Raw genomic sequence first — 21,217 nt, forward strand, 5'->3', positions numbered from 1 at the left:
ACATGCTTGCAGTAAAGTGAACATTTCGTATTCACTGGATCGGAGGGAACCTTATGGCTGAGGAATTTAAAGTTATTGATGTGGATGTCCATAATGAACAAAATGATGTGGATTTACTACCGTATCTGGCTGAACCATGGCGTTCACGTGTAGCGGCAACTGGCATTGGGTATGCAGGATCTGGCTACTATTCGCCCGTTGGTGTCATGAAGAAGGATGCTATTCCTGCTGGCGGTGGTAAAGCGGGCTCTGACCCTGATTTGATGATTAAACAACTGATCGAAGGATACAATGTTGAATACTGCGTGCTAACCGGGGTTGTGTATAATATTTCTACGACGCACGATCCCGACTATGCAGCAGTGATTTGTTCAGCTTATAACGACTATTTGATTGCTGAATGGCTTGGTAAACATAAGGCGTTCAAAGGCGCCATGGCTGTCGCCACACAAGACCCCTATCTTGCAGCCAGAGAGATTGATCGCATTGGAGGGCATCCCGATATCGTCGAAGTGATGATTTCAAGTGCGGCTCGCGCACCGTTGGGACAACGATTGTATCATCCTATATATGAGGCTGCGGAGCGAAATGGATTACCTATTGCAATTCATCCAGGTGCGGAAGGTGGGGGCAGCTCTACGGCCCCTACTGCAGCAGGCTATCCATCTCGATACATCGAGTGGCATACATGCTTATCGCAAATGTTTATGGCTCATCTCGTCAGCATGGTATGCGAAGGTGTGTTTGAGAAGTTCCCGAGATTGAAAGTGGTGCTTACAGAGGGGGGGATAGCTTGGCTGCCACACCTGATGTGGAGGCTGGATAAGAACTACAAAGCTTTACGTTCCACTGTCCCATGGCTGAAGAAGATGCCCAGTCAGTATATTCGAGAGCATTGCTATTTAACGACACAGCCCATTGAGGAACCAGACAATCCTCAGCATTTGATCGATTTGTTCAATATGATTGATGCCGAGAATATGATTTTGTACTCAAGCGATTATCCGCATTGGGACTTTGATTCGCCAAGTATGATTCTGCGGAGGCTAAAACCTGAAGCGAAACGTAAAATTTTTTACGAAAATGCGAAAAGCCTTTATCATCTTTAAGTCACGGAGGACTTTATGACGGTACATTATGTGCTTGATACAGACGCTGTCTCCGATGGCGGACACGCCGTCGTTACGATTGAAGGGAAGAGCATTGGCATATACCGGGTAAACAACGAATATTTCGCATTAAACAATTATTGCCCCCACCAAGGGGCGCCGATGTGTGCAGGACTCGTTACTGGTACTACGATGCCTTCGGACGTTTATGAATATGAGTATGGTAAAAGCGGCGAAATCATCCGTTGCCCATGGCATGGCTGGGAATTTGATATTCGTACAGGCAAATCATTATTTAACGATAAGGTTTGGGTGAAAACATATAAAGTGAATGTGGAAAATGGCAAAGTAGGTGTTGAACTTAAAAGGGAGTAGGCAACGAGATAACATATGTTGAGGGAATCAAAAGGGGGCAATAACCCCTGTTTGATTCCTTTTTTATTAGATTTGGAGTAAGCGGTTATTTCATTTGGTTAATAAGCTGTGATACGATTATGAAACAATACAATAAAATTCCTTCCAGAAGAAAAGAGAAGCTAAGCAATGGTCAAAATAATGAAGTCGAAAGTAGAAACCGAGCTTCAGGCCCTCATCGGCACTGATGCATATATTCACAGCGAAGCAACTTCATTTGTATTCGTTCGTAATTTTAAGGTCAATGTAACCCATGCCTTTATAGCGGGAGAAGGTCCATTTCGTGCCGCTCTTCGATTTGATGGGCATGGTTGGCTGCGAATGGAGGCACTCACACATTATGAAATAGATGCGAATGGTCGTCTTTTATTGGCTGGCTATGATGACAGAGGTCGGATGAATGTTGCTCTGCACATCGGAAAGGAGCCGTTTCCAGAATGAACAATACCAATAAATCGCCATTGAAAAAGCTGCTCGCGGTGTTTGCCCATCCCGACGATGAGTCGTTTATTTGTGGAGGTACCCTCGCCAAATATGCCAGTGAAGGTGTCGACATAACGCTAGTGAGTGCTACGCGGGGAGAAATGGGCAGACGCATGGGCAATCCACCTTATCTTAACCGTGAATCGATGGCAGCTGCACGTGAAATGGAATTACGAAGTGCCTGCGACAGCTTGGGAATCCAACATCTCCTATTTTTGGATATCCGTGATAAGACAGTTGAGTTTACTGATGAAAGTAGCCTGACATCACGCATTGCGGATCTTATCTACGAAGTAAAACCCGATGTCGTACTTACTTTTCATGAGAAATTGGGTGGACATCCAGACCATTGTGCAATTGGGAAGGCAACAACAGCAGCTTTTCAAAGAAGTGGGATTCGGGGTGCATTATATTTCATTACGTTTGGTGACGCAATGGAGCGTCCGGAACGGTATGGGTATTCCCGTAATGATGTTATTAAAATCGATGTGCATGCTCACTTGGAAGCCAAACTCGCCGCGTTTCGGGCCCACCGATGTCAAACCGAAATTGATGAATGGGTGTGGCTTCCAGACCACGAGGCAGTTGCGAATTTCGGTAGATATGAGTATTTTTTGAAAGCTGATAGAGGGTCCTCGGAAGAGAATTTCGATGATTTGTTTAGTATTCCCCTTGGATCACAAGGGTTTCTCAGCTAAAGCTTGTAGTATTTTTTAATGGATAACGAATAGATTTAGATAGGATGGGGACAGAATTGACAAAAAAATGGTTTAGTTATGCAGGATTAGTTATAGTCGCAGCTATATGGGGGGCGAACTTCGGAGTATCCCGGTATGCGATGGAGACGTTTGATCCCATCTTGTTCACGTTTCTGCGCTTCGGCTTGTCGGTGCCTATCTTTTTCCTATTGCTTAAAGTGAAGGAAGGAAACGTAGGCATTCCTTTCAAAACAGGAGTGCAACTAGCGCTAATCGGGCTAATGGGGATAACGGTTTTGGAGATCGGGGTCATGTATTCAATTAAATACACAACGCTAGCTAATTCTTCGCTGCTTAATGTTGCACCGTGGCCGATTTTTGCGGCTTTGTTCGCTCCATTATTCTTGCGTGAAGCGATATCATTACGTCTGGTCGTAGGCGGTGTCGCGGCAATTATCGGTGTCTGCCTCATCATTCTCGGAGGTAATGAAGGGTTCAGCCTCGGTTCGGACAATATGATTGGTAATTTGCTTGCGTTCGGAGTCAGCATAGTGGGTGCGCTGTTTAACGTTGTCTGCATGCCTTTGATGAAACGCTATTCTGCCCTGCGTGTGAGTACTTGGTTTATCCTGTTTGGCAGTTTGTTTATGTTTCCATTTACAATTGGCTCTTGGGGCGAGGTTGCCTGGGGAGATCTTGGAACAGCTAGCTATGTTGCCATCCTGTATAACGTACTGATTAGCACCGTGATAGCGTTCATCGTATGGAATGCATGTATGTTCAAAATCGGCGTAACACGAGCGAATTTCTTTCGATACGTCGTACCAGCATCTGCCGTGATTACGGGATATTTCTGGTTCGGCGAGGGCATTTCAGGCTCGCAATTGTTCGGTGCCTTGTTCATGGCTGCAGGTTTGGCATGGATTAGCTTTGAGAAGCGGAAACCTGCGGTGCAAGCCAACACGACTAGGCCGAAAATTACATAATGAAATCAAACCATTATCAATGGGCTGAGTATTTTAAAGGTAAACAGGAGAATCATATGAATCTAAAAGAGCAGTTTGGCGATATTGATATCTATTTATTTGATCAGCTATTAAAAGGTCGTATTACGTCGGGAATGCGGATTCTCGATGCCGGATGCGGCTCTGGTCGCAATCTTATTTATTTCCTGCGTAACGGTTATGAAGTGTATGCTGTGGATCGTTCTGAGGAAGCGATTGACGCTGTTCAGAAGCTTGCCATGAAGCTAGCACCTGACTGGTCGAACGAGCGCACTCGGGTTGAAGCTATTGAGAAGATGAGCTTTGATGATCACTATTTTGATTTTATTATTAGTAATGCCGTTCTGCATTTTGCTGAGAATGAGGCCCATTTTCAGCAAATGGTGCATGAATTATGGCGTGTACTTAAGCCTGGCGGGCTGATGTTTGTACGACTTGCATCATCAATTGGAATTGAAACGATGGTAAAGCCACTCGGTGATGAACGTTATAAACTTCCAGACGGGAGCATCCGTTTTCTTGTGGATGAGGAAAGATTACACAAAACTACGGAGGAATTGAAGGGGATACTTGTTGAGCCTATTAAAACAGTGAATGTGGCCGGTCAGCGTTGTATGAGTACTTGGTGCGTGAGAAAGTTAATGTAATTAGAAGGAGGGGGAGATTAATTGGAAAACCGAGTGGATCACGTTAAAACTCTCGTAAGGGAGCTTAGGGGTACTCTTAGTAAATCAATTTTAAAAAAGCTCAATTTAGATAAATGTGAGAGGGTGGTTGAAAAGTTAGATTCCTTTTCTTCAAGTTGTAAGGAATGTGAGCAACAACTACTAGAATTAATGAATTGTCTCATGCTAATAAAAGAGGATACGAACAGGATAGATGATACTAAATTGAAGCCATATAAACAATTAATTAATCACATCACTTCTCATCTTCAGATAAAACATAAGTTGATCGGAGAGGGATACTACACTGGAATTTTCATGTCCTTGGGGATAAGCTTTGGTGTTGTTTTTGGATTAACTGTATTTGACAATATTGGCTTAGGAATATCAATTGGCATGTGCATGGGGTTAGTAATTGGAGCTGGTAAGGATGCAGATGCGAAGAAAAAGGGGAAAACGATATAGTTTCGGGTGAATTAATAAATAGGAGATGAATACATTGGCATTACCAATTTATGTTGTGGATGCTTTTACTGATAAAGCATTCAAGGGGAACCCAGCCGCAGTCTGTTTAACTTCTGAACCACTTGATGATATTTTAATGCAAAGTATCGCTACAGAAATGAATCTATCTGAAACAGCCTTCCTGTCACCTCAGCAGGAGGGGTATTCACTTAGATGGTTTACACCTAACACTGAGGTTGAATTGTGTGGACATGCTACGTTAGCAAGCGCACACATCTTGTGGGAAACAGAAATGCTATCGAAAGATAAACAGGCGAATTTTTATACAAAGAGTGGACTTCTGACTGCGAGTATGAAGGGTTCATGGATTCAAATGAACTTCCCAGCGGAACCTGTGAGTGAAAGTGATTATCCTTCGGAACTTATTAAAGCCTTAAATATCGATCCTATATATGTGGGACGAAATAGATTCGATTATTTTATTGAAATTGAGTCCGAAGATGTAATCTTAAATCTAACTCCTGATTTCTCTATGTTGAGGACTATCAAAACAAGAGGGATAACTGTCACAAGCAAATCGAACGATTTCGACTTTATTTCGAGGTGCTTCTTCCCAGCACTAGGAGTCAATGAAGATCCCGTTACTGGTTCCGCGCATTGTGGTCTTGCTCCATATTGGAGCAAAAAATTAAACAAAACTGAAATGTATGCTTATCAAGCTTCGGCACGAGGCGGCCTACTAAAACTAGAATTACAAAAAGACAGGGTTTTGATGGCGGGACAAGCAATTACAGTTATGAAAAGTGAGTTATTCATTTAGCGTATTTCCATGATTTGTGAAAGTATGAACCTGACGGCAGCCAGTGATGGCTGCCGTTTGTTCGTATGAGCTTAATTGTTGTCGGGGAACGGAAATTCATAGTCCATCCACAATTTGTTCATATTCTTAGTAATGTTAACAATCCGGTTTATGTAGCGGTCCGTTGCCCAAAGGTCGCCATCGCTACTTACGTAGGCTTGACCGAATAGATCGTTCAGCTTGACAAGATTTCCTGAGGTATCGATTTTATATATGCCAAAGGCAGGATTTTCTCTCTGCATGGTACGCGTATAAGCACGAAAGATGAGTGTGCCGTCCTCTTCATGGGAAAGTACTTCAATCTCGTCTATCTTCAGTTGACGGTTCACGGAAACGGATTGACCATTTGGCTGGAGTAGACTGAGCTCGCCTCTGATAAAACCATTTCGACCATTAATATAATCCCCTGCAATTGGCCTGCTCGTCAACCACCAAGTCCCGTTTGGATTTGGTTGTACACTTGAGATGGGCCAGTGGGCGAACTCATTCAAGGGTACAGGTCGTTCATTGCCATCTACGAAGAAATAGCGGTAATAGGTAGAAAAGTCCGGATAAATTTGATTATTGGTGTCCGTCTCTACAACTGATAAGATCTTTCTTCCTGTTCCCAGATCAAGCCATGCTTCCTTATACGCTAAGCCCGCGTAAGAACGTTCCATGAATCCCACTGAAGAAGTTGTACCGTCCGCAGGCATCAACGAGAGGAGTTCATGTCCTTTGTAATAGAATGTTTTCTCCTTTCGTTCAATAGACGCAAAGTCTGGTGAAATGAATTCCGCTTTAGGTAACGGTTCGGCACCTGATCTTGTCGGCATGGCGGAAAGCTTCTGGCTTTCCTCTTCTGTCAAAAGCGTTGGTTGATCAGTTAATGATTTCCCAATTTTAAACGTTTGTAAGCCAGAGTAAAGGTACAGGTAATCGGCGGAGTCGTTGACAAAGGAGTCTAGGTAATGACGCTGCGGACCTACGACGGCGAATCCGTCTTTTGGGCTCCAAAACAAATTCATGTAGAATTCGTCATGCATGAAATGCCAGGTCATCGGAAAATAAGTAATATCCCGAAAACTTAGTAGCGGATATTCCTCCAATTGATTGTCGATCGGTTTGTTGTTGACAAAGACGGGATAATTCACGAGTTCTGCTGTATATGTCGCTTTTTTGTTACTGCTATTCTTATCAGCTGCTGGCGGTTCCTGATAGTGATTTCCAAGCGCATTGACATGAAGCCCTTCCGAGTCGCTCCAGGTGTACTCTAAAGATAAAGAGCGAGTATAATCCCAGGTTAATGGCAAATAAGTAATGTCTTTGTAGATGATAGGCGGGTATTGTGCTTTGGACGAATCGATGATACCCCCGTTTATTTGTACAGGGAAAGTGGGTAGGCTGACTTTCACGGAACTGCTGTCAGCGTAAGCAGCTGACGTGAGCTGATCGGTAAGCAATAGTACGGCGGCGGTTGTGAGAGCAGCGAACTTTTGAAGACCGAATTTCTTCATTAGGGTTTCACCTCATTATCTATTGTTTAATGAATTAAACGTTAAATTTACGAAAATGTTACTTTATTTACATAATTTTAACATGCAATACGGAATTATCCGTCTCCACCAATGGATGCAAAAGTCTCTTTTTGCAACCTTTGCGTTTCAAACATCGTCAAAAATAAAATAATACGGTTAAGGGCGAGATAACTTGTGAAGAAACTTTTTGTAATTGTAATGTTTGCTGTGATTGGTTCTATTTTGTATGACGTGCCTAAAGTGGAGGCTTTGTCATGTGCAGCACCACATCCGACGATGCAGGAAATGGAGCGTAGCTCTGTCGTTTTTAAGGGAAGAGTGATTGAGACTAAAAGCGAAGGGCTAACTGTTTTCCAAGTAGAGAAAGCATGGAAAGGCATAGAGGATCCCGTATTCGAGATTTATGATACCGGATGGGATGCTTATACAATTGGCGCCGATTATCTGGTTTTTGGCAGCCAGAGGGAGGGCAAGTTAAGAACCAATTTATGCGGTGGTACTGGTGCTTGGGATGCAGCTCAAGAAGCAGCAATGAAGGAGATTAAAATCGAACCCACTGTATTTAAAAAAGAATCTTCTCAAGTTTCAGTGGAGAGTTCAAATAGATTCTATCAGCAAAGTTGGACTGTCTTGACGGTAAGCCTTTTGTTCCTAGCAATTCTGATATTTAGTGTAGTGTGGATAATAAAGAAAAGACGTAATTTCTAACTGTCCTACAATGGGGCGGTTTTCTTTTGCTTGACAATCAACTATTGATGATTATAGCTGTTTTGTACCAATTAGGATGAAAAGCTTAGTGGTAAGATAAATGTGTGATTTATGAAATCAATTTTGGGAGGAATTCTCTTTGGGTATTGAATTAATGCAGGTGTCCATCGAAAACTGGTATGATTGTACCAAGTTAAAAGTTAAGAAAGAACAACTACATGTTTTTCCTGCACCTGTTGTTTATTGGATTGCAGAATCTAAATATGCTGATGATTTTGAGCTGCGTGCAATTTATTGTGATAATAATATAATCGGATTTCTTGTTTTTTGTAAGAAGCCAGACGGGGATGGAAACCACTGGATTCCTGCAATAATGATTGATGAAAATCACCAGGGTATGGGTTACGGAAAGACCGCAATGAAACAACTAATTAAACTGATTGAATCAATGGGCTGCAAAAGAATTATGATTGGACACAGACCGAATAACTTAATTGCTGGAGAGATGTATGAATCCTTAGGGTTTAAAAAGGCAAGCCAAGAAATAATTGATGGTGAAATTATACGTGTTCTTCAACTTAATTAAAAAATTGTCGGCGTATTGCTAATAGACATTGTTTAGCTACCGAAGGATGAAAACTCACTTATTTACACGGTGGTCATAAGGGGGAATTCCATGCAAGCAAGCGAATTGTATGTTTATCACATTGTCACTAGGAAAAAAATGGACCTTGGTCAGATTATACACTTTGACAAAAATCAAAAAAACACATTATCTCACTTCTTTTTCGAGAAAGAACAGATGAATTCCAATGGTGAAGACTTTATTCAAATTTTGCATGCTCATTATTCAAATGACGGCTTGAAGATGGATAAAGAAAATGCAGATGTTGCTATTCGGTATGTAGGTCAAACAATTAGAGCTATTAGAGAAGTGATAGTTGAAATGGTTAGACTTCAAGAACATCCTGAATATCCTTCACGATTGTCTTGCTTATACGCTGCAAAAAACTATGATGATGCCTTGCGATGGAAAGAACTATTTGGTTCTTACCACCGAAAAGTTTTGCAGATTGTTAAACTTCGAGTTATTGGGAATGTCTTTGAGGGGGACGGGAACCTTTTACCAAAGGAAGATGCAATTCCTTTTTCTAAAAAAATCGAACAAGCGAGAGAATATTGGAAAGGCAATGTGAAAAACGAACTTCCTGAGCTCCTGATAAACGGAAAAATCGAAGTAGTAGAAATTATTGATGAGTTCTGCCTTTAATATAAACAATTATGCTAAATGGATAATCAGTAACAATTTTTTGGAGGGAGATAACATGTACGGAGTTGTTGCTCATTTTGACTCAAATACGGAAAACTATATAAAGCAGGTTTGGAGAGAGTTGAGTGATAAAGCGGTATCCCAATATGCTGAGGAAGTACAAGATAGACGACCACATATTACGATAGCAGGGTATGATTCTGGTGTTAATATTGAACAATTTATCGCCAAGTTTGACAACTTCTATGAATCTAGAAAACAGATTTCCATTAGGATGAATTCGTTAGGGACTTTCTTAAACTCAGGAGCACTTTTCCTTAGCCCTGTTCCTTCCAGAGAGTTCTTAGAATTTCACGATAACTATCATAAGAATTTTGAAATATATCAAACTAGCGCTGAAACACAATATCTTCCGAATAATTGGATACCTCACTGTACAATAGCTAACAGACTGAACGAAGAGAAGTTAAAAGAGGCCATTGTTTATTGCACTACAAGAATAGAACCGCTAACAACTACAATCGTTGAAATATCAGTCATAAAAGCTATATATGAAAATAATAAGTGCATAAAATCACCCTCCATACACTCAAAGGTTTTAAGGTAACTTCTAAAGAAAAGCGAATTATAGATCAGCAAACACATTGACGTATCAGAGCTAAATAGTAACTATGAATTGAATTATTAGCATAAGTAGAAAAATATAGAAAATAAGCAGTAACGTCCTTGACACAAGTAAATTGGATGAACATCATACACTTATTCCAAAAGCCGTCGCAACATTGTGCGACGGCTTTTGGTTAGGTGTTTTTCCACGAGGATCGGAGAAAGCCCTGCAGTATGGGCAATGTGCTCAGCATGTTGTCTATAATAGAAGGTTGATCCTATGTAGTTGAAAATTCTTAAAAGAGAGTCAGTAGGATGACCACCTTTTAACTCATCGCAATACAACAACATTTTAACACAATGCAGGGCAAAGACAATACGAAAGTATGGGGCTACAATGGGATCATAATACCGATTTCATCAAGGTGCAGACTCCAATGATGACAACACAGCAATATAAAATCATAGTGCATTTGTAATCGCTTCCATACATGGTTCTGCATTCAAGTGCAGGGGAGGAGGAAATGAGAGTTCAAGCAGCTGTTTAATAACGACCTCGTTTAAGTTTTGTTTTAAATGTTTTATGCATCAAGTTTGAATGTGTGGAATATCAAAAACCTAAGAAAATGAGGGATTAGGAATGACAAAGAGATTTTTTCCAAAAGTGAAATTCTTAGCGGTTGCGCTTATCGTGACATTGCTGGCCACTTTCATAACACCTATTGGCAGCCCAATGGCGCACACAGCGTACGCCAGTACCATTGGCAACGAAAAGGTTGAGGTGTATGTTAACGGCCTGTTCGTACGCGTACTTGACAGTAATAAGTACGATGAAAATGGAATCCTTTGGGTAGCGTCAGAGGCAATGGCAAACGACTTTCGTGCAGTATCCTACAATTTGCTTGACGGCAGCGGCTTTGCTATGAAAAATGACTACTTTGAAATAATAGCCAAGCATGGCGACAGCTTTGTTACCGTTACGAATAACACTTACGGTGGTGCTGGAAGCATAGGGACTACAATTAATCTCCCAACAGGCACACAGGTTTACAGGGAAGGAGACTTAAACTATATACCGCTTGAAACCCTTGTAAAGGTTTATAAAGAGGTATTCGGTGAGAACGCTATAAGCCTGAATATAGAAGCGACTTCCTTGGCGGTAAAAGCTTTTGTAACGCTTGAAGCTACTTTGTACGATGTAAATAATATCCCGCAAGCCACAGTAAATCAAATCAAAACCGACGGCTTATCCAGAGACGGGTGGTATGAGATCCCGCTTGACGACCCGGACGCTAAAGTAACGGTTTGGCGCCGATCAACAAATCCTGAGCAGTTATTCAGCCCGCAGATGGATACTGTAAACACAGGGTTTGCTTGGGTACTCGCGCCAGAACCGCAATATGTGAATAAGTTGTCTACATTTTTCCCCGGACAGGCCGGATTTGTAGGCAGCGTGGGGCATCTTAACGAGAAAGAGACTCAACTGCTTAGGGTACGGATTGAGCCTACCAATGGCAGCGCTCCGTATGAATTCCAAACTACAGTTACAACGAAGGCTGGGCGGTTTGGGATCGGCTCAGACGTATATAACGAACAATTCTTTAGAAAATTCGTTCCGTATACCAATAATGAACTGATGTTGAGAGCCACGTTTGAAAATATTAGCGTGTACTTTGACTATGATTATGCGGCCAACGAAAGGTTTGATTGGAAACCAACAGCAAGTTGGGTACCATCGGTAACGGCTTCTATTCCCTTTAACTCAGATCATACGCTGGAGTACAGAAAACAGGGTGAAAACAATTGGGAAAAAGCTATGAACCTGATGTATGACGATCGTTACAAAAACTTCAGGGGTTCTATCGTGGGGCTTGAACCGGGCACCACATACGAAGTAAGGCTAACGATTGAAAGTAAAAGCATTGTAAAAGTAGCTTCAATCACAACTTTGAGTGAGAAAATCACTTATTCTTCTACTGAATATGACGTAAGTGACTTTTATACATCCGAGATGGCGAATGCAGGCAAACCATTATCTCTTCAGGGCTTGAAAGGTACTGCCGACGCATGGATTAAAATAACTAACAAATACGGAATCGTGATTAACGCCACCGACGAGTTCTGGGATGCGGTCGTCCTGGGCAACTCTGAGTATGTTGAGCTTAACGGCTTGATTGTAAGAGGCGGCTTGCGCAACGGTATAACCGTTCACAGCTCAGCGAAACAAATTCGCATTGTGAATTGCGATGTCTCCGGCTTCGGCAGGTACGGCACGCAGTATCTGGGCAATAATCTTCCTGGGGCGGACGCCGGCGGAAGGACTATAGTGGACAGGCGCACGGGGTGGTTCTATGATGCTAACGTACGGCCAATCAACACCGATGCCGGTATCCGTATTAGCGATGTAGATTATATCCTTGTTGAGAAAAACTATATGCATGACCCGAAAGGCTCAGCCACAGGCTGGGGAAGCAACTCCGGCGTTAATGGATGGAGCGAGCGGCATCCGCTTGGCGTGGACGGTTTCTATTTGAGGGGCGGAGAGGGCGTTGTTATTCGCTATAATGACATTGTAGCGGGCAACGACAAGTACTGGAGCTATGGTCTTTCTACCTATAACAACTCCGCGTATGACGGAGGGATAGGCTGGGACTCCGATCTTTACGGGAACTATGTTTTAGGCGCGAACGCCGATGGGCTTGAGGTTGACGGCGGCTCCATGAACGTTAGGGTTTACGGCAATAAAATAGAAGCCGCAAGCCAACCGATAAGCCTTGACAGCAGTGCGCTAGGCCCTATATACGTGTTTAGGAACCTTATTACCAATCAGGGGGATCAGCTTGAATATACCGTTGGCGGCTTAAAGCATGGCACAGCAGATGCAAGCGCTTCGAAACCTGCACACTGGTATCACTACCGTAGTCTGGATCATGTGTTCAACAATACAATTATACTCCCCGAAGGCGCTGTTGGCGCGCGCGGTGGCATAGCGAATACTAGCGGGCTATTCAACAGGTCATTTTATAGAAATAACATAATTGAACTAGCCAGCCCTAGGCTGGTGGGCATGGCCCATGTGTACGCTGTACCCGGCTCCAGCTTCGACTATGATATTTCTAACGGAGCGATACAGCTTAACACCTATGTCGGCGAGCCTAAAGAAGAACACGGCTTTACAGCGCTTACGGGTTATGACGGCGAAACAGCCAAGGCTGCGTTTGTAAACCCCGAGAGAGGCGACTACCGACTTACGCCCGATAGCATTGGTGTAGACGACGGTTGGGTGATTCCCAACTTCAGCAAAGGCTATAAGGGAGAGGCCCCCGACATTGGTGCTTTAGAGTATGACGTAAACGGCCATATGGATTTGATGCCATTCAGGCCCATCAATTACTTGAACGCAGATGGGTATGAGCTTAAACTTGATGGGAACCAGACGAAAACCATTGAGATTTTCGTAGGCGACTCCGTGCCTAGTGGTATGGGTTATACCTTGCTCAAGAACAATGAAGCTGAGTTCTTCACCATTAAAAACGCGTCGGGCCATACATCCGGCACTTTAACGGCGGGCGTGCTTACCCTTACAATAACCAGCGACATGACCAAGATCAAAGAAGATTTTAGAGGTTGGCAATATCCGATTGGTAAAGGTTCTTTCATCATTAAGCTTGACGATGGCAACTCAGTCCCAGTATCGGTTTATGTGAAAAATACCACGGAAGTGGCCGTACAGCAAATCGTGTTGAATGATGACACTGCTACCATTTTCGCTGGAAACAAGAAGCAGCTTATCGCCGATGTATTACCCGGCAATGCCACTGATAAGAACGTTGTTTGGACATCGAGCGACTCGGATATAGCTTCAGTAGATCAAAACGGGCTTGTAACCGCATATGCAGAGGGGAAGGCGACCATTACAGCGACGATTGGCAGCATTATCGCCACTTGTGAGGTTACTGTAAAAGCGAAAGAGGGCGAATTGATTGAAATCCGCCAGGTGGACCCGATACCAGGAACAGGCGCGGCCAGTGCTGTTTGGATCTCTTGGTTTGTTCTCGGGGATCGCGCTACTCTCACTTCCGCTAAAGTGTATGATGCCAATGGCAATTTGGTTGTGCCAACTCTAGAAGATTTCAGGGCTCCAGATGCCAACAACCCAAGGGGCTTCTACCGCTGGCAATCGAAAGGTAAAATAAACGCAGGGGTATTTACAGTTGTAATCACAGCGAAATATGGCAGCAAGTTTGAAACCTATACAGCTACGCTCACTGTGAAGAAGGAAGGAAATTCTTATATAAGTTCTGTTCTCTCCAATGAACAATGGGTAGGCCCGCTTGTCCTTACATTGGATCAACAAAACAGCTCCATAACTCAACCGACTTATTCGATTACGGGCACCCTGAATAGGGCGGCGGCGGTAAAAGTAAACTGGACTTCAGTTTCAGTTGGTACAGATTTGAGATTTACCACTACCTTGCAGCTTGTGCAAGGCAATAATAATATTACCGTTGAAGCGATCGATTCGGCAGGAATTTCAGCGGAGCCGGTCTCCATCGTACTGTTCGTCGATTCCATCGCACCGGTCGAAGCCGTGTTGTCAGCTGACGTTACAGAACCAACCAATAAGGACGTTACCGTAACGATCAACTATCCGGACGACGCAGCGGTGAAAGAGTACAAAGTAGGAGATAACGGCTTATGGACGGCATACGCCGCTCCAGTGGTTATCTCTGAAAACAGCACGGTTTATGCAAGAGGAACGGATGCAGTCGGTAATGTATCGAATGTTACTTCTTATCTTGTAAGCAATATTGTATCCAAAAGTAAAGCTAAGCCGGGCGCAGCTGTCCTTTCCGATGATAATGGATATGATACTGGACTTAAGGATGGTTATTATAATATTCTGATGAAAATGTGGTACGGTGAAAACGGCAAGATTTATAAACTTTATGAAAATGATGTGTTAATCGATACCCAGATTCTTTCAGATAACACGCCGAATGCCCAATCAACCGTTACTTCAATTACGTATAAGCCCAATGGCACGTATCGTTACTATGCTGAGCTTACCAATGCGTATGGTACAACGAAGAGTAATGTGTACACGGTAAACGTAACGCAAGCAGCGCCAGCCAAACCGGTTTTATCCAACGATAACTGGGATGGTGACGGAAACTTCAACATCAACATGAACATGTGGTGGGGAGTCAATGGGACAACATATCATTTATATGAGAATGGGATTCTCATCTATACACAAGCATTGACAAATAACAGCCCGACTGCTCAATCTGCTTTGAATGTCGCAACCAATAAAGCAAAGGGCACCTATGTTTATCGAGCTGAACTTGTCAACTATGCGGGTGCCACGTCTAGTGATACGATGATTGTCAATGTAACCAAGTAAATATTTGCACGATGTTGCGGTAGAGGTATATGACAAGGAAATCACATCAGATCTCATGATGTGATTTTTTTTTGTGTAAAAAATGATTGTGAATTATTTTTTATATATTTTCCAACTGTTTCCTTTGCTATGGTAATGGTACGATAGAGATAGAATTATTGTATGGAAAGAAGGGGCATTGTATGGAGTTAATCAAGGTATCCTTTGATAGGAAAATGATATTACGCAACCTCATGGAACTATATCAGTACGATATGAGTGAATTCGAAGAAAATGGTGAAGATGATGTAAATGAGTATGGTCTTTTTGATTACATGTATCTTGATCATTATTGGACAGAAGAAGGTCGATACCCCTTTTTTATTATGCAGTCTGGTAAGTTGGCGGGTTTTGTTTTAGTTCGTGAAATAGCTGATAGTAACTCGTCAATATTCTCAATTGCGGAATTTTTCATATTAAGAAAGTATCGAGGACAAGGTATTGGTAAAAAAATAGCTCATAAAACGTTTGCTATGTTCAAAGGGAATTGGAGCGTTTCTTGGTTGGAAAAAAACTTGGTTGCGAAGTTATTTTGGACGAAGACTATCAGGGAATACACGAACGGTTATTGTATTGAATCCTTACAGATAGATAAGCCATCATTAGAATTTATTTCATGCTGAGCTTATCGATCAGCAGAACGCAACTTCAATGTTATAAATTAAGCTCCCGGACAAGTACTCTTTTTATGGTAATATAGGAGTAGCTGCCAAGGGGAAAGTAAGAGGCTGCTATCGCGTTAGTTCAAAAGGAGGAATACGTTGATGCAGGATCTTAAGTTATTTGACTCTGAAGCTTTATTTGAGCACTTATATCGAAATGCTCCGATTGGGATCGCTTTAATCTCTATGGATCGCAAATGGTTAAATGTTAACCCTGCGGTTTGCCATATTTTCGGCTATTCAAAAGAAGAATTCATGAATTTTACACTAGAAGATATCCGACATCCTGATGATAAAAACAACACCAGTGGTTTACTAACTGCTTTATTGGATGGAGTTATCCCTTCATTTGAATTAGAAAATAGGTACTTTAATAAAAATGGTAATATCGTTTGGGCTTCCGTATTTGTTTCATTAATTCGTGATGATAACGACGGGAAGCCTATATATTTTATGACCCAATTTATCGATGTAACCAAGAACAAACTAGCAGAGCTAAAGCTGCAAGAAAGCATTGAACGCTATACGTCGTTAAAGAAATACAACCACGATGCTATTATTTCTTTTGGTTTGGACGGCATTATTATTAATGGCAATATTATTGTGCAACACATGACCGGATATCCGATTGAAGAGTTAATCGGCAGTGGAATGTCCAAATTAATAGGTGAAAAAAATGCAACGAATTTGCTTTTGGCATTAAACGATCATGTGGAAATTGAAAAAGTTGAAAAAGAAATCACTTTCATTCAACACAAGGATGGTTATACCGTTGAAGTGTTAGTAACGTTAGCTCCAATCATCATCCAGACGCAGACGAAGGGCTTTTATATCATAGCGAAAGACATGACGGAACAGAAAAAGTTAATCATTGAGAAAGAAGCCGCTGAAAAGACGAATAAAGCTAAAAGCGAGTTTTTAGCCATGATGAGTCATGAAATCCGTACGCCGATGAACGGAGTTATCGGTATGACAGATGTTCTTTTAGAGACCGAATTGGACGAAGAGCAGATTGAATATGTACAAATTATTAAAAAGAGTGGCTCCACATTGCTTATGATTATCAACGATATTCTGGACTTCTCCAAAATCGAATCCGGTAAAACCGAATTAATGGAAGAACCCTTGAATGTGGCTGATATTATATCAGAATCTTTAAGTATGGTCATGTCTAAAGCTCTTGAGAAAAATCTGGAGATCACGACATCAGTCTGTCCTAAGGTTCCTAGCTTGGTTCATGGAGATATTACGAAGTTGAGACAAGTATTGATGAATTTACTCAGCAATGCCGTAAAATTTACGCCAAGCGGTGCGATTTCGATCAGGGTTGATAACGTATCGCAAGACCTGAATTCAGTTCGTCTTCAATTTGCAATCAAAGATACAGGTATCGGTGTACCTAAGGAACAGGTAGGTCATTTATTTGAACCCTTTTATCAAGTTGATCATTTTATGACTCGGCGAACAGAGGGCACCGGTTTAGGATTAGCTATCTGTAAAAAGCTTGTTGAGCTTATGGACGGTGAAATCTGGCATGAATCTTCCGAAGATCAATCAGGATCAACTTTCCTGTTCACAGCCAATTTGAGAGTTTTATCGAATCATGTAGACGCATCGCCATATGATACGTGGCCACAACAAGATGATATCGTCGAAAATTCAGCAGCACAACCCTTGAAAATATTAATTGCTGAAGACAATGAAGTGAATCAAGTTGTGATCAATAAAATGTTAGAGAAACTCGGGCACAAAACGACCATGGTACATAACGGAAAAGAGGCTGTGGAAGCTGTTAAACGTAACAATTACGATATCATCTTCATGGATATTCAAATGCCCTGGATGGATGGATTAACGGCAACGAAGTTAATTACTGACATGTTAAATGGCAAGAAACGCCCGTATATTGTGGCAGTGACAGCTCACGCTATTAAAGGCGACTGTGAGAAATATTTATCTGAAGGTCTGGACGCATACATCAGCAAGCCGATTAGTATTAACGCAATTTCAGAAATTATTGATAGACTTGAGAAGTTGAAATCAAAAGTGAGAGATTGAGACGGGTGACAAGTACATTGTCCGTATGAAGTCCGCGTAAACCGCGGGCTTTTTTAGTTATCGGATCAATTTCAACACGAATAATTAACTCTTTTCGACATCGGCCGCGGTAGACATTCCACGCTTTGTGACGGTAGTATGAAAGTTACAAGGATGAATCTGGTATCTTCTTCAATTACAAGGAGGGTCTATGCAATATTCAGGAAATGAGATTACGAATCCCCGCAGCGGGCAGCGTATGATATTCCGCAAAACCGGGAAGGACACGAACGGGACGATGGTGGAGATCGAAAGCTTTAACCCGCCATCGCAAGAAAGAGAGCCCGAGCATGTGCATCCTAAACAAAAAAGCTCGTGCGAAGTGATTTCTGGCGTTGCGGAGAACGATAGAATCGCAAGAGAAGGCAGCTGCCCCATTTGGGTCGGTTGCCTTTTTTCTCATCTATACAAAAATGATCGTAGATTTTGTATTACTATTTGTTGTTTTGCTGAATTATTAATTAATTAATATTCTTTTATACTTACTGTAAACCGAGAAAGGACTTATCATTTGATGAAGGTGGTTTGAGCTTTATGACAGGAGCAATCCATGAAAGATTTGCAAGAAAATCTTCTGTATCTGACGGTTGGTCAGGACAAACCGAATTAATCTGGCATCCGGCAGAGGTGGAAACCCATTATGAACAGCCACGTAACTCGTTTTGCTATTTTCGCAAAACGTTTGAACTTGCCGCGATGCCAGTTAGCGCAACGATCAAAATTTTCGCGGACTCCAGATATAAATTGCATGTGAATGGCGTCTATATTGGCCGAGGTCCTTGCCGCAGTGATCCACGCATGCAATATTACGATGAGTTAGATATTTCCGCCTATCTGAGACCCGGACCGAATGTGATTGCCGTATTAGCCGCCCACTACGGATATGGAACGGGGCAATCCGTGAGCCGGATACCCGCGATTGCAGCGGAAACGACTGTTGATTTTGATGATCACCCTCAAGTTAAGGTCCATAGCGACTCAAGTTGGAAATGCCTCCTCGCGGAGGCATTCAACCGCGAAGCACCGAGAATTAACGGCTGCCAGGGCCCGATTGAAATTTATGACGCCGGATTGGTACCAGGTGGTTGGTTGGAAACAGGTTTTGATGACAGAAGCTGGATTGCAGCGAAGGGCCGGGGAATCCAGTTGTCTCCGTTCTGGAATTGGGCTACGCGCGACATTCCGTTGCTCGAAGAATCGGAAATAGAAGCGGACATCATTGTGGGCATCGGTACCATGACAGAGATCCCTTATCCGGTATCCCAGTTGCATAAACAGATTCACGCCGAAGAACAGTCCATTCGAATGCAAGTCCGGGAGAAAGAGCAGTTTGACGAATACACATTTGCTGCCCTTCCCGAAGGAGAAGCATCGGTTATTACATTCGAGTTTGCTGAGACGGAAGCTGGCTATTTGCAACTGGAGGTAACCGGCAGTCAAGGAGATGTCATTGATGCGGTGCATGCCGAGGAATTGTGGGAAGGCAAGGCTTTAATTAATCTTAACAGCAGTAGGTCTATTGACCGATTCATTCTAGCCGAAGGTCACAACGTGTTGGAAACTTCGTTTGCCTGGCGTGCTTGTAAATACGTGCAATTCCGATTGCGAAATCACAGTGGGCCTGTTACGTTCCATCGTGTAGGTCTTCGAACGAGAAAATATCCGCTTAAAAGGACAGCAGAGATGGTGTGCAGCGACGATCGCTTGTCTGGTATCTGGGATATTTCGGCACGTACCCTTCGGCTTTGCATGCAAGACGGTTTTTTGGATTCATCCAGCCGGGAACAGCAGCAGTGGATGGGAGACGGTAGATGGCAGGCCGTTATCAACTATCATTATTCTGGAGATTCGCGCCTGCATCGCAAGCTGCTGAAACAGATCGGACAGTCGCAGGATTGGATGGGTATGACCAAGTCGAGATATCCGGACGGACATCACAATTTTCCTCCGATTCCTTCCTTTTGCCTTGCTTGGATTTGTTCTTTCAAGGATCATCAAACGTACAGCGGGGATTTGGAGCTCATTCAGGAATGGTGGCCTAATGTCGTATTGGCGCTTCGTTGGTTTTCTGCATATGAAAATGAATATGGCCTCCTAGCTGATGTTCCGTATTGGTCTTTCACGGATTGGGGGGAGAGACCAGACGGCCCTGTGCCAGACGACCAGCGGGGCGGCATGATTACTCCGCTTAACTTGCAATACCTTGAAGCGCTGCAGATTGCATGTGAATTTGCCGGGCAATTGAATGACGCGGATGCGGAAGAGGTATACGTAGAGAAGGTTCGCACGTTGAAGTCTTCGATTCCTACTTTGTTATGGGATGAGAGCAAAGGCGCATACGCCGATTGCCTTGTTAACGGCGCGCTCAGCGACAGCATCACTGAACCTACTAACGCACTAGCCATTCTTCATCTACATGAGGAAAAGGACGAGAGAGCGATTGCAATATACAAGAACGTTTTCGAGCCGGAAGCCAGAAAGAATGTTACCGCGGGCAGCCCCTTTTTTATGCTTGTGATCTGCAGAGCGCTAATTAAGCTCGGTAAGGCGAAACGAGCGCTTGAACTAATTCGGGAGCGTTACGGCGTGATGCTAGATGCCGGCTCAGATACGACTTGGGAAATTTGGAAAATATTCCATCAACAAAAAAATGGGAAAGTTAATTTCTCAAGTGCTAGTCATGCGTGGGGAGCGAGTCCGATCGTATTTGTTTTTGAAGGCATCTTTGGATTTCAGCCGATCGAGCCTGGCCTTCGGCGGTTTTCTTTGAGCCCGGACCCGTGCGGCATCGACGAGATTCACGCAGATCTACCGGTGGAAGCAGGAGAAATCAAGATGAAGCTGTACCATACCACTACTCAGCAATGGAAGCTTGAACTGGGTATACCGCAGGGGTATGTGGGAACAGTTTACGGGGAAGAATTCGGGGCAGGCTCGTACATTATAGATGTGCCAACAAAGAAGTAACCTACAATGGAACATAAAGGCATGACTTTGGGCATAGGGGATGAAAATATTCATCTTCTCGGCCAAATGTCGTGCCTTTTTATTATGCATTTCATGACTTTTTACAGATTTACCGACGGTATAATCTTGTTATAATTTTTCGTGCTAGGAAGAGAGGAATGATAAGAATGGGAAACCACTGAATGATGACACCGAAACAATACACTCATGCAATGGGAAAATATTGTGCAACAAGTTCGACCAATTG

At 42.9% G+C, this 21,217-nt stretch carries 18 protein-coding genes; 17 read left to right on the forward strand and 1 reads right to left on the reverse strand.

Going from position 1 to position 21,217, the window contains the following annotated elements:
* Nucleotides 1-53 precede the first annotated feature (53 nt).
* The 8 genes from AC58QT_RS04160 to AC58QT_RS04195 all read left to right on the forward strand — a co-directional run bounded on the left by AC58QT_RS04160 (nucleotide 54) and on the right by AC58QT_RS04195 (nucleotide 5,658).
* Complete coding sequence (locus AC58QT_RS04160; RefSeq protein WP_497407808.1) at nucleotides 54-1,109, forward strand: amidohydrolase family protein; 1,056 nt, start codon at nucleotides 54-56, stop codon at nucleotides 1,107-1,109.
* 15 nt (nucleotides 1,110-1,124) lie between these two features.
* On the forward strand, nucleotides 1,125-1,484 hold the full coding sequence (locus AC58QT_RS04165) for a Rieske (2Fe-2S) protein (RefSeq protein ID WP_497407809.1): 360 nt from the start codon (nucleotides 1,125-1,127) through the stop codon (nucleotides 1,482-1,484).
* A gap of 168 nt (nucleotides 1,485-1,652) precedes the next feature.
* Complete coding sequence (locus tag AC58QT_RS04170) at nucleotides 1,653-1,964, forward strand: DUF1806 family protein (RefSeq protein WP_497407810.1); 312 nt, start codon at nucleotides 1,653-1,655, stop codon at nucleotides 1,962-1,964.
* Nucleotides 1,961-2,704, forward strand: coding sequence for a PIG-L family deacetylase (locus AC58QT_RS04175; protein ID WP_497407811.1), 744 nt, complete (start codon nucleotides 1,961-1,963; stop codon nucleotides 2,702-2,704). Before AC58QT_RS04170 ends, AC58QT_RS04175 begins: the two co-directional genes overlap by 4 nt.
* A gap of 56 nt (nucleotides 2,705-2,760) precedes the next feature.
* Entirely contained in the window at nucleotides 2,761-3,690 is a 930-nt protein-coding gene (locus tag AC58QT_RS04180) for a DMT family transporter (RefSeq protein ID WP_497407812.1), read from the forward strand.
* Between the two features lie 56 nt (nucleotides 3,691-3,746).
* A complete protein-coding gene (locus AC58QT_RS04185; RefSeq protein ID WP_497407813.1) occupies nucleotides 3,747-4,355 on the forward strand; it encodes a class I SAM-dependent methyltransferase in 609 nt (202 codons plus the stop codon).
* A gap of 21 nt (nucleotides 4,356-4,376) precedes the next feature.
* Nucleotides 4,377-4,838, forward strand: coding sequence for a glycine zipper domain-containing protein (locus tag AC58QT_RS04190; protein WP_497407814.1), 462 nt, complete (start codon nucleotides 4,377-4,379; stop codon nucleotides 4,836-4,838).
* Nucleotides 4,839-4,863: 25 nt separating this feature from the next.
* On the forward strand, nucleotides 4,864-5,658 hold the full coding sequence (locus tag AC58QT_RS04195; RefSeq protein WP_497407815.1) for a PhzF family phenazine biosynthesis protein: 795 nt from the start codon (nucleotides 4,864-4,866) through the stop codon (nucleotides 5,656-5,658).
* A 71-nt stretch (nucleotides 5,659-5,729) separates the two neighbouring features.
* On the opposite strand, the gene AC58QT_RS04200 is transcribed toward AC58QT_RS04195, so the two are convergent.
* On the reverse strand, nucleotides 5,730-7,193 hold the full coding sequence (locus AC58QT_RS04200; protein ID WP_497407816.1) for a hypothetical protein: 1,464 nt from the start codon (nucleotides 7,191-7,193) through the stop codon (nucleotides 5,730-5,732).
* Nucleotides 7,194-7,388: 195 nt separating this feature from the next.
* Between AC58QT_RS04200 and AC58QT_RS04205 the strand changes: the two genes are divergently transcribed.
* The 9 genes from AC58QT_RS04205 to AC58QT_RS04245 all read left to right on the forward strand — a co-directional run bounded on the left by AC58QT_RS04205 (nucleotide 7,389) and on the right by AC58QT_RS04245 (nucleotide 20,970).
* Complete coding sequence (locus AC58QT_RS04205) at nucleotides 7,389-7,922, forward strand: hypothetical protein (protein ID WP_497407817.1); 534 nt, start codon at nucleotides 7,389-7,391, stop codon at nucleotides 7,920-7,922.
* Between the two features lie 139 nt (nucleotides 7,923-8,061).
* Nucleotides 8,062-8,508: a GNAT family N-acetyltransferase gene (locus AC58QT_RS04210; RefSeq protein WP_497407818.1), complete on the forward strand. Its 447-nt coding sequence runs from the start codon at nucleotides 8,062-8,064 to the stop codon at nucleotides 8,506-8,508.
* A 90-nt stretch (nucleotides 8,509-8,598) separates the two neighbouring features.
* Nucleotides 8,599-9,192, forward strand: coding sequence for a DUF2441 domain-containing protein (locus tag AC58QT_RS04215; protein ID WP_497407819.1), 594 nt, complete (start codon nucleotides 8,599-8,601; stop codon nucleotides 9,190-9,192).
* A 55-nt stretch (nucleotides 9,193-9,247) separates the two neighbouring features.
* Complete coding sequence (locus tag AC58QT_RS04220; protein WP_497407820.1) at nucleotides 9,248-9,799, forward strand: 2'-5' RNA ligase family protein; 552 nt, start codon at nucleotides 9,248-9,250, stop codon at nucleotides 9,797-9,799.
* 639 nt (nucleotides 9,800-10,438) lie between these two features.
* Entirely contained in the window at nucleotides 10,439-15,205 is a 4,767-nt protein-coding gene (locus AC58QT_RS04225; RefSeq protein ID WP_497407821.1) for an Ig-like domain-containing protein, read from the forward strand.
* Nucleotides 15,206-15,387: 182 nt separating this feature from the next.
* Nucleotides 15,388-15,867 (forward strand): GNAT family N-acetyltransferase, encoded by a 480-nt coding sequence (locus tag AC58QT_RS04230; protein WP_497407822.1) that lies wholly within the window; start codon nucleotides 15,388-15,390, stop codon nucleotides 15,865-15,867.
* A 141-nt stretch (nucleotides 15,868-16,008) separates the two neighbouring features.
* Nucleotides 16,009-17,964, forward strand: a complete 1,956-nt coding sequence (locus AC58QT_RS04235) for a PAS domain S-box protein (RefSeq protein WP_497407823.1) — start codon at nucleotides 16,009-16,011, stop codon at nucleotides 17,962-17,964.
* Between the two features lie 190 nt (nucleotides 17,965-18,154).
* Nucleotides 18,155-18,472: a hypothetical protein gene (locus AC58QT_RS04240; RefSeq protein ID WP_497407824.1), complete on the forward strand. Its 318-nt coding sequence runs from the start codon at nucleotides 18,155-18,157 to the stop codon at nucleotides 18,470-18,472.
* A 65-nt stretch (nucleotides 18,473-18,537) separates the two neighbouring features.
* Entirely contained in the window at nucleotides 18,538-20,970 is a 2,433-nt protein-coding gene (locus AC58QT_RS04245; protein ID WP_497407825.1) for a family 78 glycoside hydrolase catalytic domain, read from the forward strand.
* The last annotated feature ends 247 nt before the right edge of the window (nucleotides 20,971-21,217 follow it).

This window comes from Paenibacillus sp. J31R109, assembly GCF_059692055.1.

Excerpts from the sequence above, each read along its gene's own strand:
- AC58QT_RS04245 (WP_497407825.1), top strand. The coding sequence starts at position 18,538 with ATGACAGGAGCAATCCATGAAAGATTTGCAAGAAAATCTTCTGTATCT.
- AC58QT_RS04185 (WP_497407813.1), top strand. The coding sequence starts at position 3,747 with ATGAATCTAAAAGAGCAGTTTGGCGATATTGATATCTATTTATTTGAT.
- AC58QT_RS04165 (WP_497407809.1), top strand. The coding sequence starts at position 1,125 with ATGACGGTACATTATGTGCTTGATACAGACGCTGTCTCCGATGGCGGA.
- AC58QT_RS04240 (WP_497407824.1), top strand. The coding sequence starts at position 18,155 with ATGCAATATTCAGGAAATGAGATTACGAATCCCCGCAGCGGGCAGCGT.
- AC58QT_RS04215 (WP_497407819.1), top strand. The coding sequence starts at position 8,599 with ATGCAAGCAAGCGAATTGTATGTTTATCACATTGTCACTAGGAAAAAA.
- AC58QT_RS04195 (WP_497407815.1), top strand. The coding sequence starts at position 4,864 with ATGAATACATTGGCATTACCAATTTATGTTGTGGATGCTTTTACTGAT.
- AC58QT_RS04220 (WP_497407820.1), top strand. The coding sequence starts at position 9,248 with ATGTACGGAGTTGTTGCTCATTTTGACTCAAATACGGAAAACTATATA.
- AC58QT_RS04170 (WP_497407810.1), top strand. The coding sequence starts at position 1,653 with ATGGTCAAAATAATGAAGTCGAAAGTAGAAACCGAGCTTCAGGCCCTC.
- AC58QT_RS04235 (WP_497407823.1), top strand. The coding sequence starts at position 16,009 with ATGCAGGATCTTAAGTTATTTGACTCTGAAGCTTTATTTGAGCACTTA.
- AC58QT_RS04175 (WP_497407811.1), top strand. The coding sequence starts at position 1,961 with ATGAACAATACCAATAAATCGCCATTGAAAAAGCTGCTCGCGGTGTTT.
- AC58QT_RS04230 (WP_497407822.1), top strand. The coding sequence starts at position 15,388 with ATGGAGTTAATCAAGGTATCCTTTGATAGGAAAATGATATTACGCAAC.
- AC58QT_RS04225 (WP_497407821.1), top strand. The coding sequence starts at position 10,439 with ATGACAAAGAGATTTTTTCCAAAAGTGAAATTCTTAGCGGTTGCGCTT.
- AC58QT_RS04160 (WP_497407808.1), top strand. The coding sequence starts at position 54 with ATGGCTGAGGAATTTAAAGTTATTGATGTGGATGTCCATAATGAACAA.
- AC58QT_RS04200 (WP_497407816.1), bottom strand. The coding sequence starts at position 7,193 with ATGAAGAAATTCGGTCTTCAAAAGTTCGCTGCTCTCACAACCGCCGCC.